Source organism: Novosphingobium aerophilum (genome assembly GCF_014230305.1).
Lineage (GTDB): Bacteria > Pseudomonadota > Alphaproteobacteria > Sphingomonadales > Sphingomonadaceae > Novosphingobium > Novosphingobium aerophilum.
Genome location: NZ_JACLAU010000013.1, coordinates 1 through 16,364, shown reverse-complemented (window position 1 = coordinate 16,364; position 16,364 = coordinate 1). Strand labels below are relative to the sequence as shown.

The 16,364-nt window shown below is 67.1% G+C and carries 10 protein-coding genes; 3 read left to right on the top strand and 7 right to left on the bottom strand.

What is annotated here, in order from left to right:
- Positions 1-19 precede the first annotated feature (19 nt).
- A complete protein-coding gene (locus tag H7F49_RS09860; protein WP_185683429.1) occupies positions 20-2,773 on the bottom strand; it encodes a TonB-dependent receptor in 2,754 nt (917 codons plus the stop codon).
- 246 nt (positions 2,774-3,019) lie between these two features.
- Between H7F49_RS09860 and H7F49_RS09855 the strand changes: the two genes are divergently transcribed.
- A complete protein-coding gene (locus H7F49_RS09855) occupies positions 3,020-4,054 on the top strand; it encodes a LacI family DNA-binding transcriptional regulator (RefSeq protein ID WP_185683428.1) in 1,035 nt (344 codons plus the stop codon).
- A 129-nt stretch (positions 4,055-4,183) separates the two neighbouring features.
- Positions 4,184-5,701, top strand: a complete 1,518-nt coding sequence (locus H7F49_RS09850; RefSeq protein ID WP_185683427.1) for an MFS transporter — start codon at positions 4,184-4,186, stop codon at positions 5,699-5,701.
- 4 nt (positions 5,702-5,705) lie between these two features.
- Here the strand turns inward: H7F49_RS09850 and H7F49_RS09845 are convergent, their stop codons facing one another.
- The 6 genes from H7F49_RS09845 to H7F49_RS09820 are packed head-to-tail and all read right to left on the bottom strand — an operon-like array spanning position 5,706 to position 13,214.
- Complete coding sequence (locus tag H7F49_RS09845; protein WP_185683426.1) at positions 5,706-6,350, bottom strand: N-carbamoylsarcosine amidohydrolase; 645 nt, start codon at positions 6,348-6,350, stop codon at positions 5,706-5,708.
- Between the two features lie 14 nt (positions 6,351-6,364).
- Positions 6,365-7,549, bottom strand: coding sequence for a CaiB/BaiF CoA transferase family protein (locus tag H7F49_RS09840; protein WP_185683425.1), 1,185 nt, complete (start codon positions 7,547-7,549; stop codon positions 6,365-6,367).
- A 12-nt stretch (positions 7,550-7,561) separates the two neighbouring features.
- A complete protein-coding gene (locus tag H7F49_RS09835) occupies positions 7,562-9,448 on the bottom strand; it encodes a hydantoinase B/oxoprolinase family protein (protein ID WP_185683424.1) in 1,887 nt (628 codons plus the stop codon).
- Positions 9,449-9,463: 15 nt separating this feature from the next.
- The gene (locus H7F49_RS09830; RefSeq protein WP_185683423.1) at positions 9,464-11,512 is read right to left on the bottom strand and encodes a hydantoinase/oxoprolinase family protein; all 2,049 of its coding nucleotides are present in this window, start codon (positions 11,510-11,512) and stop codon (positions 9,464-9,466) included.
- Between the two features lie 5 nt (positions 11,513-11,517).
- Entirely contained in the window at positions 11,518-12,450 is a 933-nt protein-coding gene (locus H7F49_RS09825; protein ID WP_185683422.1) for a hydroxymethylglutaryl-CoA lyase, read from the bottom strand.
- Positions 12,451-12,452: 2 nt separating this feature from the next.
- Entirely contained in the window at positions 12,453-13,214 is a 762-nt protein-coding gene (locus H7F49_RS09820; protein ID WP_185683421.1) for a GntR family transcriptional regulator, read from the bottom strand.
- Positions 13,215-13,357: 143 nt separating this feature from the next.
- Here H7F49_RS09820 and H7F49_RS09815 point away from each other — a divergent pair, with 143 nt between their 5' ends.
- Positions 13,358-15,913, top strand: a complete 2,556-nt coding sequence (locus H7F49_RS09815) for a TonB-dependent receptor (protein WP_235982069.1) — start codon at positions 13,358-13,360, stop codon at positions 15,911-15,913.
- Positions 15,914-16,364 lie beyond the last annotated feature (451 nt).

The following is a 16,364-nucleotide window of genomic DNA, read 5'->3' as shown; positions in this document are numbered from 1 at the left end:
ACCGGGCCCGGCAGTTAAGTCAGAACTTGTAGGTCACGCCAAGCATCAGGTTGCGACCATAACGCTGGAAGTCGCGGACCTGGCGCTCGTCGTTGTTGAGGAAGGTCTTGAACGGAGCGTTGGTCAGGTTGGTCCCCTGCAGCAGGATGCCAAGCCCTTCCAGGCTGCCGCTCTGGAACGTGTAGCCGATCTGCGCGTCGACGATCGTTTCGCCGGCGGCCATCTGCAGTTCACGCGCCAGGCTGAGACCCGAGACCTCGGCCAGGAACTTCGAACGGTAGCGAGCCGAGGCACGCACCTGGAAGCCGTTCTTTTCGTAGTAGGCGGTCCCGTTGATCACCCACGACGACAGACCGGGGATCGAGATCGGCGGGCTGTTGCCCTCGCGAACCTCGCTCTCGCTGTAGGAGGCGCTGGCCAGCACGCCGAACCCGTCAAGCGCTTCGGAGAAGGTCGCGAACGGCAGCGAGCCGGACACTTCGAACCCGAACATCTTGCCCTTGCGGGTGCCGTTGAGCCACTGCGAGACGATACCCTGGTTGAAGGTCGGCGTCACGTTGCCCGGAGTCGGCGTACCGGTGAAGTCGAACAGGTTGTCCTGACGGTACACCCAGCCGTCCAACTGCTTGTAGAACGCACCGGCGCTGACGTAGCCGCCCTTGCCGAAGTACCGCTCGAGCGCGAGGTCGACCGAATTGGCCAGCAGCGGGCGGAGCTTGGCATTGCCCACGGTCCCCGACCACGGCGACCGGTTGATGTTGGCCCCCGGGACGTTGTTGGCCAGATTGAAGCTGGCACTCACCCCCGGATTGAGCCGGTCCATGCGGGCGCGGGCCAGCACGCGGGCCGCAGCGAAGCGCACCATGGTCTCGGGCGCGATTTCGTAGCTCAGGTTCAGGCTGGGCAGGACGTTGGTGTACTTGTCCCCGTCCGAGATCGCATTGGAGATGGTGCCGCTACCCGGGTTGTAGGCGCGATAGCCGTCCGCAGACTGGTTGGTATGGACGATCTGCAGACCGACATTGCCCTTCAGCCCGCCGCTCAGGATGTTGCCCTGGATGTAGCCGGTCAGCACCTTTTCGCGGACCACATAGCTGTTGGTCAGACGGCTCGGCGTCCACAGCGCTTCGCTGGTCAGCTTGTAGTTGCCGTCATTGTAGTACCGCCACGAGTCGAACGAGACCATGCCCGGGATGCCGATGAAGCCAAGCGAGACCGGCGCGAACAGGTAGCTCGACGGAACCGCCGGGCTGGCCGGATAGTTCTTGTTGGTCAGGACGAAACCTTCGTCGATCAACTGCTTGCGGCGATCGGAGTAGTTCGCGCCAACGGTGACCGTGTCGAAGAACCCGCCCAGCGACTTGATCGCCTGCAGCCGGATGGCCTTCAGACGGTCGGTGACTCGCGGACGGTTGATGAAGCCGTCCTGGCAGTTGGGCACGGTCCCGCCGCAGCTGTTCCAGCCCTGCGGGTCGGTGATCGTGAACAGTGCCGGGTCGGCATAGTTGAGCGTCGGCGCGAAGGTGATCACGCCGCCCGAAGCGGGCATGGTGAAGCCCAGGCTGTCGGTCGCACCCACGCCGCCGCCACGACCCGTGCCGAGGTAGATTTCCAGGTTCTGTTCGGTCCGGGTCACCTTCGAGTAGCTCAGATCGACTTCGAAGGTCAGGGTGTCGGTCGCCTTGAACCGGGTGTTGTTGCCGACGGCGAAGATTTCGGCGTCGCGGTTCACCACGTCGTTGCGCATCACGGCTTCCACGCCGTTGTAGCGACCCGCCGTCACCAGCCCGTTCTGGGTGGTAAAGCCCGGCTGCAACTGGGCGCCCGACCACTGCAGCGGCAACTCGATACCGCGCAGGCGCTGCTTGTCGTTGAACTTCGACCAGTAGCCGTCGAACGTGGTGTGGAACCGGTCGTTCGGCTCGAACTCGAGCACGCCCATCAGACCGTCACGCTTCAGCTCGTTCGACTTCACGTAGGGCTTGGCGCCGCCGATGACCTTCGTGGTCGCGTTGAGATCGGGATAGCCCCAGGCGTTCCAGCGCTGTTCCTGGATCGGCGACTGCATGCGGGCATAGCCAATGGCCCAGCCGATGGTCTTGTCGGCGTTCTGGCCGACATGGAACACGTTGACGCGGTAACCCTTGCGCGAAATGTCCGGATTGAGCTGCTTCAGGCTGTTGATTTCGCCGCGCGCGGTGATGACGGTCGAGGTCCTGCCGTAGGCCAGCGGACGGATCGTCTTCATGTCGACGGTGCCGCCGAGTGCCTGTCCGATCAGCATGGCATCGGGGGTCTTGTAGACGGTCGCACCATTCAGGAGTTCGGCCGGATACTGGTCCAGCTCGACCCCGCGGTTGTTGTTGATGCTGACCTGTTCGCGGCCGTTGAGCAGCGTCGTGGTGAAGTCGGGACCGAGACCACGGATCGAGGCCACGTTGGCGCGGCCGTCCAGACGCTGGGTGGTGAAGCCCGGCAGGCGCGACAGCGATTCCGCGATCGACATGTCGGGCAGCTTGCCCAGGTCTTCCGCGCTGATCACTTCGACGATCGAGGTGTTCAGGCGCTTCTGTGCGGCCGAGCTGGTGATCGCCGCGCGGATGCCGGTGACGACGATGCCTTCTTCGGCCGCAGCCTCGCCAGCGCCCTCGCCGGCGCCTTCCTTGGCCGGAGCCGTCTGCGCCTGGGCCGCCATCGGCAGCATGAAGGCAGCCGCCGCGAGCGCGATCGCCGAAACGCCGAATCCGCCTGAATACCTGGTACGAAGTGCCACGTTTAACCTCCCCCTGATCCGCGCCATTGTCCCCGGGCGGGGTGGCGCTAGGTGATGCGAAGCAGCCGCTCCTTCGTGGAACGTGCCGCCTGTCCCTCGCGAATAATCACCGTGGGCTTGGCTGCGGAAGAAGGCATACGTATACCGAGTTCATGCATGAAGTCCCCGCAGAGGGACAAAGCCGATGTTGCAGTGCAATGCATTTCCGTGTCGTAAGGCGCTGAAATCCGCGGGGAGCAGGAAGGCATGGGGCGTAACCGGTCCACCAAGCCGACAAGTTTCGATATCGCCTATCTGGCGGGGGTTTCGCAGCCCACCGTCAGCCGCGCGTTGCGTGGATCGAAGTCGGTCAGCCTGGCCACGCGGCAGCGGATCGAGGCGATCGCGCGCGAATTGCACTACTCGGTCGACAAGAACGCCTCGTCGCTCCGCTCGCAGCGGTCCAACACGATCGCGCTGCTGTTCTTCGACGAGCAGACGCCGGACGATGCCAAGATCAACCCCTTCTATCTGGCCATGCTCGCCTCGATCACCGCGCAGTGCGCCACCCGGGGCTATGACCTGCTGATCTCGTTCCAGCGGATGGAGGACGATTGGCACGTGCGCTACCAGGACAGCCACCGCGCCGATGGGCTGATCCTGCTCGGCTATGGCGATTACACCCTCTACGAGAGCCGGCTGGACCAGTTGGTGTCGCAGGGCACGCATTTCGTGCGCTGGGGGGCCGTGCAGGACGACGGGATCGGCGGCACGGTGGGATCGGACAATGCCGGCGGCGGGCGCCTGGCCGGGGAGCACCTGCTGGCCCAGGGCCGCCGCAACATTGCCTTCATCGGTCAACCAGACGAACATTATCCTGAATTCGCAAATCGTTATCGCGGACTTTTACAAGCTCTTGAGAAGGCTGGAATCACCCATGATCCGCGCCTGACCCGCAATGCGGTGAGCTTCGAGGAATCCGGCTATCGCGCCGCGCGGTCGCTGCTCGAGGCGGGCCTGCCCTTCGATGCCCTGTTCGCCGCGAGCGATTTGATCGCCATCGGGGCGATGCGCGCGCTTGGCGAGGCGGGTCTGTCGATCCCCGGTGACGTCGCCGTCGTCGGGTTCGACGATATCCTGGCAGCCCGGCATACCAACCCTCCGCTCACCACCCTGGTCCAGGACATGCAGGCCGCCGGCACGCTGCTGGTCGATACGGCGGTCGCCCGGATCGAGGGGCGCGATCCGCCCCCCGCGATGATCCCGGCCCGGCTCGTTGTGCGGGGCAGCACGATCGAATGACGCACCGCAGCATAAGGCGCCCGGGTCCGGGCGGTTAGGTATTCGTATGCGTGTTGTGGCGGCGGCGCGGACATGCCAGCGATGCGGCTGACAGAGGCGCCCGGCGCCCGACCGAGCGGAGAGAACCCCATGGACAAGCCCACCCAGAGCCTGCGCGGCCTGTGCAACATCAGTTTCGGGTTCTTCGGCATCCAGATCGGCTTCGCCCTGCAGAACGCCAACATGAGCCGGATCTTCCAGTCGCTCGGCTCCAGCCTCGACGATCTGCCGGCGCTGTGGGTGGCCGCCCCGCTGACCGGGCTGCTGGTCCAGCCGATCATCGGCCACATGTCGGACCGGACCTGGCTGGGTCGCCTCGGGCGCCGCCGCCCCTACTTCCTGGCCGGGGCGGTGCTGGCCGCGCTGTCGCTGCTGCTGATGCCGGAAAGCGGCGGACTGCTGATGGCGGCCATGCTGCTGTGGATGCTCGACGCCAGCCTCAACGTGTCGATGGAACCCTTCCGCGCCTTCGTCGGAGACATGCTGCCGGCCCGTCAGCACACGGCGGGCTATGCCGTGCAGACCGGCCTGATCGGGGCCGGCTCGGTCATCGGTTCGCTGTTCCCATGGTTGCTGGAGCATGCCGGCGTGTCGAATGTGGCAGCGGCCGGGACCATTCCCGAAACCGTCCGGATCAGCTTCTGGTTCGGCGGGATCGCCCTGCTCTGCTCGGTGCTGTGGACGGTGTTCACCACCCGCGAATATGGACCGGAGGAGATGGCCGCCTTTGCCCCGGTCGACAGCGCGCCGGCCCATGCGCCGGTCGATCACCTGGCAGGACGCGGGTACGGCACCTCGCTGGCCTGGGTCCTGGCCGGTTTCGCCCTGGGCGGACTGACCTGGGCGGCGGCGCTGGAAAAGGAGGTGTATCTCCTCGCCGCCCTGCTGGCGATCTACGGGGTGCTGACCGCCGTGGCCATTGCCCGGGCGAAATCCGGTCGGGCGGCCGGCATGCTGGGCAGCATCGTCGGCGATTTCACCGGCATGCCCGCAGTGATGAAGCGCCTGGCACTGGTCCAGTTCCTCAGCTGGTCGGCCATGTTCATCATGTGGATCAACACCACCCCGGTGGTCGCGCAATATGCCTTCGGCGCCGAGGGAGCCGACAGTCCCCTTTACCAGAAGGCGGCCAATTGGGTGGACGTGCTGTTCGCCGTCTACAGCGGGGTCTCGGCCGTGGCCGCGCTGACCGTGGTGCCGATGCTGGCTGCGCGGCTCGGCAAGGCCCGCGCCCATGGCGCCGGGCTGCTGTGCGGCGCGGCCGGCTTCACCGGCTTCCTGGTTGTGCGCGATCCGGTGTGGCTGATGGCCTGCGAAGTGGGCATCGGGGTCGCCTGGGCCTCGATCCTGGCCCTGCCCTACGCGATCCTCGCCAGTTCGCTGCCGCAGGCCAAGCTGGGCGTGTTCATGGGGCTGTTCAACGTCTTCATCGTCGTCCCGCAGCTCCTGGTGGCGACCGTGATGGGCACGATGATGCGGATGTTCTTCCCGACCGAGCCGATCTGGACCTTCGCCTTCGCCGCCGCGACGATGGGCGGCGCCGCCGTAGCGGCCTGGGCACTGGGGCGCGGCGAAACCGCCCGCGCGGGAGAGCCCGCGCTCGCCTGATCGGTCATGCCCCTGATGTGCCAGGCGGCGCGCCGATGTGCGCCAGCGCCTCGGCCTCGCCGATCACCTCGGCGTACTTGGCCTGAAGGTCGAACAGGTTGGCCTCGTGCGGGGCCGGGTGACGGTCGCCGCAGCCTTCGCGCACCACGAACGGCAGGAAACCGTGCTGGCAGGCATCGAGCGCGCTCGCCCGCACGCAGCCGCTGGTCGAAACGCCGGTGATCAGCAGGGTATCGATCCCCCGCGCGGTCAGCATCGCGGCCAACGGGGTCCCGAAGAAGGCGGAGGCATACTGCTTGGTGATGGTCACCTCGTCCGCCTGCGGGCTCAGCGAGGGCGGAAAGGCCCCCAGCGCCGAGCCCCGCTCGAACAGGCGCAGGGCCGGCACCTTGCGGAAGAACACCCCGCCGTCCGCCCCACCGGGAGCATATTCGACATTGGTGAAGATCACCGGGACGCCCGCCGCGCGCGCCGCCGCCACCAGTCGCTCGTTGCAGGCCACCACATCGGCCACGCCCGGCCCGGCATAAAGCGGCGATCCGGGCTGGGTGTAAGCCAGCACCAGATCGATCACGAGCAGCGCCGGGCTCCGTCCGAACGGAAGGTGACCATCGAAGGCCCCGGCGTAGTTCCGCGTGAGATCGTCCATCCCGGCCGGCCCCGTCACACCACGCCGGCAGCGGCCATGGCGGCCAGCTCGTCACCGCCGATGCCCAGCAGCTCGCCATAAATCTCGGCATTGTGCTGCCCCACCTGCGATGGCGCGGGACGCCGCACGCCGCCCGGGGTGGCCGAGAACTTGGGGAACGCACCCTGCATCTTCAGCGGCCCATAGCGTTCGGTTTCCACCTCGATGATGGCCTCGCGCGCCTGGAAATGCGGATCGGCGATCATCTCCGGGGCCCGATAGACGCGGCCGGCCGGGATCGAGTGGGCGATCATCAGCGCGTCGACCTCGTCCACGGTCAGCGTGCGGGTCCAGGCGTTGATCAGCTCGTCAAGCTCGAGCTGGTTCTCGCCGCGCGCCAGGTGCGTGGCATAGCGTGGATCGTCACCCAGTTCGGGCAGCCCCATGGCGGTCGCGAGCCGCTTCCACAGCGAATCCTTGTTGGCGCCGATCATGTATTCGCCGTCCTTGCACGTATAGACGTTGGACGGCGCGATGCCGGTCAGGATCGAACCGGACCGCTCGCGGATCAGGCCCATGCGGTCGTACTCGGGGACCAACCCCTCCATCACCTGGAGAACGCTTTCGTAAAGCGCCGCGTCGATCACCTGGCCTTCGCCGGTGGCCGTGCGGTGATGCAAGGCGGCCAGGATCCCCATGCAGCCGTAAGTGGCCGTCAGCGTATCGCCGATCGACACGCCCATCCGGCTCGGCGGCCGGTCGGGCTCGCCAACGATATAGCGCCAGCCGCCCATCGCCTCGCCGATGCCGCCGAAGCCCGCCCGGTCGGAATAGGGGCCGGTCTGGCCATAGCCCGACATCCGCGCGATGATCAGGGAAGGTTGCTCGGCCAGCAGCCGGTCGGGACCCAGGCCCCACTTCTCCATGGTGCCGGGCTTGAAGTTCTCGATTACCACGTCCGCCGTGGCGATCAGGCGCCTCACCAGCGCCTGCCCTTCCGGGACGCGCAGGTTGGCCGAGACCGACCGCTTGTTGCGGGCGATCACTTCCCACTGCACCTTCTCGGACCCCTGGCCCCAGTCGCGCATCGGGTCGCCCGCCCCCGGCGGTTCGACCTTGATGACATCGGCGCCCATGTCGCCGAGCAGTTGCCCGCAGAATGGTCCCGCCAGAAGCTGGCCCATTTCAATCACGCGCAAACCGCGCAGCGCCCCGCTCATGTCCCGAACTCCCTATTCGGCCGCTACGGCCAAGGGCCAGACCGGCTGGACCGGCGCAGGCAAACCGGTTTCGGCCAGGCAATTGGCGCGCAGGGCATCGATGCCCGGACCGAAATTGAACGTTTCGAGCGGTGCCCGCCGGGCGCGCAGATCGGCACGCAAGGCTGCAGTCGCCGCCTCATCCACCTTGCCCCCGGCATCGGCGACCACCCCGTACTCGCGCGCGCCCTCCGGCGTGACGAGGCCCTGGATGATTTCCTTCCCGACCAGCGCCGGATCGCGGTCGAACGGGTCGCCCCAGCCGCCCCCACCCCAGGTGATGAAGTGGAGCTGATCGCCGGCCTCGACCGTCAGCTCCTCAACCTTGTTGCCGACGATCGTCTGGCTGCCGTCCGGCTTTTCGATGATCTTGCGAGCGCGCTTGCCGGGCTCGCCGCCGTTGACCCCCCAGGGCGGCACGAACCAGCGATCGTCGTGGATCGAGATCGTGCCGTCCGCCAGGAAACGGTACGTCATGCGGATGCCATTGCCGCCGCGATGCAGGCCGGCGCCGCCGCTGTCGGGCTCGCACTCGTAGCGTTCGATCACCATCGGGAAATAGCGCTCGAGGAACTCGTTGGGGACGTTGGTGAACCCCGGCCACAGCGAATGGCCGTCGGGACCGTCGCCCATCGGCCGGCCCGGGATGCCGCCGAAGCCGATCTGGAACAACTGGAACCATTCGCCATTCTTGCCCAGGCGGGTGTCGTTGCCCGAATAGAACAGGTGCGGCGATGACGAGAACCCGGCGGCGTTGAGGAACTCCGGCGTCTTCTGCCCGAGCAAGCCGCCGAGAATGTCGAAGATCCGCCCCAGCGCATGGGTCCGGCCCGACAGTGCGGCCGGGAACTTCGGCTTCAGCAGCGATCCTTCCGGGATGCGCACGTCGATCAGATCGTAGAACCCGTCGTTGAACAGGATCTGCGGATCGAAGACCATGATCATGTAGATGCCGAAGAACATCTTGAACATGTTCTCGTTCAGGTAGAAGTTGATCGAGGCGCTGCTCTGGGGATCGGTCCCTGCGAAATCGAGCACGACCTTCTCGCCCTCGCGCCACATCGTGCACTTGATCCGGTAGGGGCCCTGCCCCACGCCATCGTCGCAGATATAGTCCTCGAAGCTCACCGGCTCCTCGGCGATCGCCATGCCGATCAGGGCCTGCATCGCGCGGTGGTTGCGGGCGAGCAGTTCCTGCGTCGCCGAGACGTAGACGTCGTCGCCGAAGCGGTCGGCCATTTCGATCACGCGCCGCGCGGCCACCCGGCACGAGGCGATGATCGCGTTGAGATCGGCCTGGCACCAGTCGGGCTTGCGCACCTGGTGCATGATCACGCGGATCACCTCCTCATTGTATTCGCCCTTCTTCCAGATTTTCACCGGCGGGATGCGCACCCCTTCCTCGAAGATCGAGCGCGCCTTGATCGGCATCGATCCGACCACGCTGCCGCCGATGTCGCTCATGTGGCCGAACATCGCCGTGTAGGCGAGCAGCCGGCCGTCCTTGAACACCGGATAGAGCACCAGCCAGTCGTTGGCGTGGCTGACCGCGCCCTCGCACGAATAGGGATCGGACAGGAAGATCATGTCCCCGTCCTCCAGCGTGCCGGTGTAGCCCTTGAGGAAGCCGTCGATGAAGCTGCCGAACTGGCCGACGATCATCTTGCCGGTGTGGTCGGCGATCAGCGGAAAGGCGTCACCCTGTTCGCGGATGCCGGGCGACATGGCGGTGCGAACCAGCGTCGCATCCATCTCGATGCGGGCATTGCGCAGCGCGTTCTCAATGATGTCCAGCGTCACCGGATCGATCGCGATGCGGGCGAAAGGGGTCGGATTGGTCTCGACAATGGTGGCGGGCATGGTCGTGTCTCCCCCTCAGGCCAGGTTGATGAGAATGTTGCCGACCGCGTCGACCGTGGCGACGCAGCCGCTTTCGATCAGCGTGGTCGAATCCATCTCGCACACGATCGCCGGCCCCGGGATGACATCGCCCTGCCGCAGTTTGGCGCGGTCATAGATCACCGCCGCCTGCTCTCGCCCGTCCATCCACAGCGTGTGATCGCGCATCTTGGCGGCGATCGGGTTGCCGTCGCCCTTGGGCAGCTCCGCCGCCGGCAGGTCGAGTGGGCGGCCCATGGCGACGGCGCGCAGGTTCACGATCTCGTGCGGGGTGTCCATGTTGAAGGTGAACAGCCGGTGGTGCTCCTCGTCGAAGCGGGCGAGGATTCCGGCAATGCCATCGGCCCGGAGCACATCCGCGGTGATCGTGAGCGGCACCTCGAAGGCCTGACCGGCATAGCGCACGTCGATTTCGAACTCGCTGGTGATCTCGGCCTCGGGCACGCCATCGGCCATCAGGTCGGCGCGGGTCTGGGCCGCCATCTCGTCCAGAATGCCGATCAGCTCCTCCGCCGTGGCGCTGCTGGCCAGGCGCGAGAACGAGCGAGCGGTCTCGGTGCGCATCCGCGTGGTGGCGTCGCCCAGGGCGCAGAGCACGCCCGGCGAGACCGGCGAGACCGCCGGCCACGAGCCCATCAGCCGAGCCACGGCATTGACGTGAAGCGGCCCCGCCCCGCCGAAGCCCATCAGCGCGAAGTGGCGCGGATCGTAGCCCTGCTGGACCGAGATCATGCGCAGCGCGCCGAACATGTTCTCATTGACGATATCGATGATCCCGCGCGCGGCGGCCATCAGATCGATGCCCAGCGCGTCGGCGATGGTCTGCACCGCCTGCTTCGCGCCCTCGCGGTCGAGCTGGAAGGTGCCGCCGAGCAGGTTCTCGGGCAGGTAGCCCAGCACCACGTTGGCGTCGGTCACGGTCGGCAGGGTGCCGCCCTTGCCGTAAGCGACCGGCCCCGGCACCGCGCCGGCCGACTGGGGGCCGACGCGCAGGGCCTTGGTCAGTTCGGGCACGTAGGCGATCGAGCCGCCGCCCGCGCCGACGGTCTTCACGTCGAGCGCCGAAGCGCGGACCTTCAGGTGGCCCACCTCGGTCTCACGCTGGCGGCGCGGCTCGAGGTTCTCGATCAGCGCCACGTCGGTGCTGGTGCCGCCCACGTCGAGCGTCAGGATGTTCTTCAGCCCGGCATTGCGCGCCACCCACAGCGCGCCGGTGACCCCGCCGGCCGGGCCGGACATCAGGATGTTGACCGGCTGCTCCTCGGCCTTGTGGGCCGACATCAGGCCGCCGTCCGAGCGCAGCAGCGAGAGGTTGCCCGCCATGCCCGCCTCGGCCAGGCGGCTGCGCAGGTTGGAGACGTACTTGCCCACCACCGGCCGCACGGCAGCGTTGGCCACCGTGGTCAGCGTCCGTTCGTACTCCTGCATCTCGGGCAGGACCTCATGGCTGAGCGAAACCGGCACGCCCGGGAGGATCTCGGCCGCCAGTTCGCCCACGCGCTTCTCATGCGCACCGTTGGCATAGGCGTTGATCAGCGACACGGTCACCGCCTCGACCCCCTGGCCCTTCAGGCAGCCCAGCGCGGTCCGGATGTCGGCATCGTCGATCGGGCGCAGTTCGGTGCCCTCGGCGGTCATCCGTCCCTTGATCGTGACGGTGTCTTCCAGCGCGGCGAGCGGGGTCGGCTTGGGCCAGATGATCCAGCCGGCCAGGCCGCCGGGCACGAAGGATCGCGCGATCTGCATCACGTGGCGATAGCCCTCGGTGGTCACCAGGCCGACCCGCGCGCCCTTGCCTTCCAGCACGGCATTGGTGGCCACGGTGGTGCCGTGCAGGAAAAAGTCGATGTCCGCGGGCTGGACCCCGGCATTCGCGCAGATCGCGGTCACGCCGTTGAGAATGCCCTCCGACGAATCGTGCGGCGTCGAGGGCGTCTTGTGCCGCCAGAAGGCCCCGCTTGCCGTGTCGAACAGCAGGAGGTCGGTAAACGTGCCGCCGACGTCGACACCCAGACGATAACCCATCCCGTTCAAGCTCCCTCGATTGCCTGCGGGAACAGCGGCGCGCGCGCCGCCATGCCCGGCAGGGTCCGTCCCATGATGCCGCCCAGCCACTGGCTGGCGGCGATGATTTCCGGCAGGTCGATGCCCGTGGCCACTCCAGCCCGCTCAAGCATGTAGACCACGTCCTCGCTGGCGACATTGCCCGCCGCCCCGGGGGCGAAGGGGCAGCCGCCGATCCCGCCGATCGACGCATCGACCACGCTGGCACCGGCCAGCACCGCCGCCCAGACATTGGCCAGCCCGCTGCCACGGGTGTTGTGGAAGTGGACCCGGACGGGCAGGCCCGGCGCCACTTGCCGCACCCCGGCCACCAGACGCGCGGCCTGCGCCGGATTGCCGCAGCCGATCGTGTCGGCGATCGCGATCTCGACCGGCCCGGCCGCCGCCAGCCGCGCAGCCAGCTCGATCACCCGCGCCTCTTCCACGCGCCCCGCAAACGGGCAGCCGAACGACGCCGCGATCGTGACCTGGCCCGACAGGCCGGCCGCCTTGGCCATGGCGACGATCTCCATCGCCGCCTCGGCCGATTCATCGCTGGTCTGGCCCTGGTTGGCGATGGCGAAGGCATCGGTCGCGACGCAGACCGCGCCGAGCTGATCGATCCGCCCGGTGGCAATCGCGCGCTCGGCGCCGCGGGCATTCAGGACCAGCCCGATGTAGGCTACGTCATCGCGCTCGGGCAGACCGGCACAGACCGCGTCGGCGTCGGCCATCTGGGGCACCCGCCGCGGGTTGACGAAGCTGGTGACCTCGATGCGCCGCGCCCCCGCGGCGATCGCCCGGCCAACCAGCGCGAGCTTGTCGGCGGTCTCGATCAGCACCTTCTCGTTCTGCAGCCCGTCGCGCGGGCCCACCTCGACGAGCTCGATCCGGTCAGGGATGGTGTCGTGAATGGCCATGGTCATCTTTCCCGTGCCACCGCGGCATTGCCACGGCCCGAATCGTCGTTAGCCGGCCCCGTACCGCTCCGGCCATCGTTCTGGATACAATTATCGTGCACCGGATAGCGCGGCTCCCCCGACCTGCCCTTATGGGCATCGGCATAGGTGTGGAACGCGCGGCGGATGTGCCCCTGCATCACCGCCTCGGCCCAGACACTGTCCCGCCGGGCGAAGGCAGCGATCAGTTCGTCGTGCTCGCTCCACGACTGCCACAACTGGTCCGAACCGTAATGCTCGGCGGTCCGCCGGACCACGGGCTGCTCCACCAAGGTCCCCAGCAGGGCGGAGAGGCGCCGCGAAGCGGCCTGCTCCAGCACCACCGCATGAAACTCGCGATTGGCGTCCATGAACCCGCCGACATCCGGCTCCGATCGTTCGATAGCCACGCGAATTCGGGCATTGCAGCCGCGCAGACGGGCCAGCGCGCGATCGTCCATGCGCTGGCAGGCGCGGCGCGCGGCATGGGCCTCGAGCATGCCGCGCAGCTCGAAACCGTCCTCGATGTCGCTCAGCGACCAATCGGCCACGAAGCTCCGCTGCGTCCCGGTGCGACGGATCAGCAGGTCAGCCTCTAGCCGCCGGAGGGCATCCCGGATCGGCGTGCGCGACACATCGCACAGCACCGCCAGGGCCTCTTCGGCGAGCTGACTGCCCGGGCCAAGCTCGCCCGACAGGATCATTCCCCGGATCAGGTTGTAGGCGCGATCGGATGCGCGGGACATTTGGCCCTCAAATCACTTGACGAGGCATCTTTGTATACAATAGCCTCCCACTTGCAAGATGCCGCTTGAGGGTATGGCGGCGCATGGGGGTGCGGAAACGCCGGCGAGATCCGCGGCAGCCGCTGACAACAGGGAGTGACGTGATGAGCATGAGTTCGCTTGGCAACACCCGCCGTTCGGGGGCCGCCTGGCTCCTCTCCGCCTCTGCGCTGGCCACCGTGCTGGGCGGCGCCCCGGCCCTGGCCCAGGACGCGGCAGGCGCCAATGAGGAAGGCGGGGAGATCATCGTCACCGCCCGCCGCCAGAGCGAGCGCCTGCAGGACGTGCCGGCATCGGTCGCCGTGCTGACCGCCGCTGCCCTGGCCCGCACCGGCGCGACCCGGGCCGAGGACTTCACCAAGCTGACCCCCGGCGTCACGATCGTCACCGGTACGGCCGAGGCGGGTGACACCCAGATCAACATCCGCGGCATGAACGGCGCGCGCGACGCGGAAAGCTCGGTCGCGCTGGTGGTCGACGGCATCCTCAAGACCAACACCGCGCAGCTCAACCAGGCCCAGGGAACGCTCAGCCAGGTCGAAATCCTCAAGGGTCCGCAGGGCGCCATCTATGGCCGCAACGCCGCGGCCGGCGCCATCGTCGTGCAGACGATCAAGCCGGGCGATCACCTGGAAGGCGGCGCCGCGCTGTCCTATGCCAACAACAACACCTGGGTTGCGCGCGCCAATGTCGCCGGGCCGCTGAGCGAAGGCGTCGGCTTCGTCCTGTCGGGCATGTACGACCGGACGGACGGGTTCTTCCGCAACAAGTTCCTGAACAACGCCGCGGTCGTGGACGATCACCGCTCGTGGTCGGTCGACGGCCGGATCATGGCCGATGTCGGGGCCAACACCAAGCTGGACCTCAAGGCCCGCTATGCGGAATTCCACGGCGCCTCGCTGCCGTTCAACGCGGCCTTCGCCCTGCCCAACTTCGGCGCGGTCAACCCGGCCTTCTACGAGGACGTGAACAAGCACCCGTTCAACTTCTACAGCAACATCCGGCCGACCAACGACCAGACCAGCTTCGACATCTCGCTCAAGCTGGAACATGATCTCGGCAAGGCCAAGCTGATCGGCTGGCTGCTCTATTCGAACATCAACCAGGACCTGGTCGCCGACGGCACCTCGGCCGACTTCGCCCGCTACATCAGCGCCAGCAACCCGGCGGGCCAGGCCGCAGTCAACAAGTGCTTCAGCTCGACCGCGGCGCTGACCGGCTATGCGGTCAACCAGCCGGGCTTCATCGGCCAGATCCCGGTGCCATTCCTGTTCGCGCCGGCCAACGGCTCCACCTTCGGGCCGTACAGCCCCTCGACCTGCGACGGCATCCAGTACCAGTTGCGCAAGCAGAAGGACATCAGCGCCGAAATCCGGCTCGTCTCGAACGACAGCGGCCCGGTAAGCTGGCAGATCGGCGGCTACTACCTCAACATCGATCGCACCACCGGCGTCAGCCTGGGCGCCGACCTTGGCCAGGGCGTGATCAAGCAGCTCTACAACGCGCCGAACAGCGCCAACCCCACCTCGCTGCTGCTGGCCGACAAGTTCAAGACCGACGTCTTCGCCGGGTTCGGCTCGGTGGAATGGAAGCCCAGCGACCAGGTCAACGCCGGCTTCGCGCTGCGGTATGACTCGGAAAGCCGCAAGACCAGCTCGCTGGTGCCGATCGCGACCGATCCGTTCACCGGCGGCCCGATCAACCCGGGCCAGGCCTTCGGCCCGCTCAAGCCCGCGCAGAAGACCTTCTCGCTGCTCGAGCCCAAGATCACCCTGTCATGGAAGCCCACCGAGGGCCTCAATTTCTACGGCAACTGGGGCATCGGCTTCAAGTCCGGCGGTTTCAACAACCAGGGCTCGTCGGCGGTGGTCAATGCCAGCTTCAACAATGGCGTGACCCCCGGCACCATCAATGCCGGCGTCAACATCACCGACCAGTACCGCCGCGAAAAGTCGAGCGCGTTCGAGGTCGGCATCAAGGGCAGCCTGTTCGATGACCGGGTGACCTTCGATCTGGCGGGTTACTACACCCGCGTGACCGACATGCAGTTCTTCGAATTCTTCGTCGGCAGCTTCGGCCTGCTCCGCGTCGTCTCGAACATCGATCGGGTCGACATCACCGGCGCGGAACTCAGCGTCAACGCCAGGCTGGTCCCCGGCTGGCGCGTGTTCGGCTCGGCCAACTTGACCGACAGCGAGATCAAGAAGAACAGCGCGCGCCCCTACACCGTGGGCAACAAGTCACCCTACACGGCCGACTACACGATCAACCTCGGCACCGAGATCACCCACAACTTCGAGGGCGTCGGCAAGTTCCTGCTGCGCGGCGATTACCGCATCACCGGGGCAACCTGGTTCAGCACGGTGCAGAACCAGGTGCGGCCGACGATCTTCTCGGGTCTGCTGCCGATCTCCGCGCTGTCGGCCTTCCCGCCGTCGACCGGCAATGCCAACTACTCGCTGTCGCGCCGCAACGCCTTCGCCGTGGCGGACCTGCGCGCCAGCCTGGAGATGGGCAACGTCACGGTGACCGGCTTCGCCCGGAACCTGTTCAACCGCAAGTTCCTGGCCGAAGTCATCCCGGCGATCGAGTTCGGCGGATCGTTCATCTCCCCCGGCGCCCGGCGCACGGTCGGGGCGGAGGTCGCCTACAAGTTCTGAGCCCCTAGCGGCGCAGAGCCCGACGGGTCGCCCTGTCGGTGCCTGTCTTCCCCCATGGACAGGCAAGGCAAGACGGCGGGGTTCATGGACCGGCACAACCGGACATGAACCCCGCCGCTTGTCGTTGGGGGATCAGGCGGGGCTGTCGTTCCGGCGGGGTTGACCCACTCCGCCTGAACGACGGAGGGCCGAAACGGGTGGGGAACGGACGTTTTCAGATCCTCCCCCACCGGGGGAGGGGGACCATCCGCAGGATGGTGGATGGGCACCCCGCCTTGGCCAGCTGCCGTGCCCCAAGGAGAGTACCCCTCCACCACCTTCGGTGGTCCCCCTTGTATCTTGAAAGTGGTGCATGATGCGATTGCGGGAGGCTCCGCTAGCGGAGCCTCCCGCCCGTTCGCGAGCCCGCGTCCCCCTTGGTCGTAGCAGCCCGCTGGGGAGCTTGGGCCCG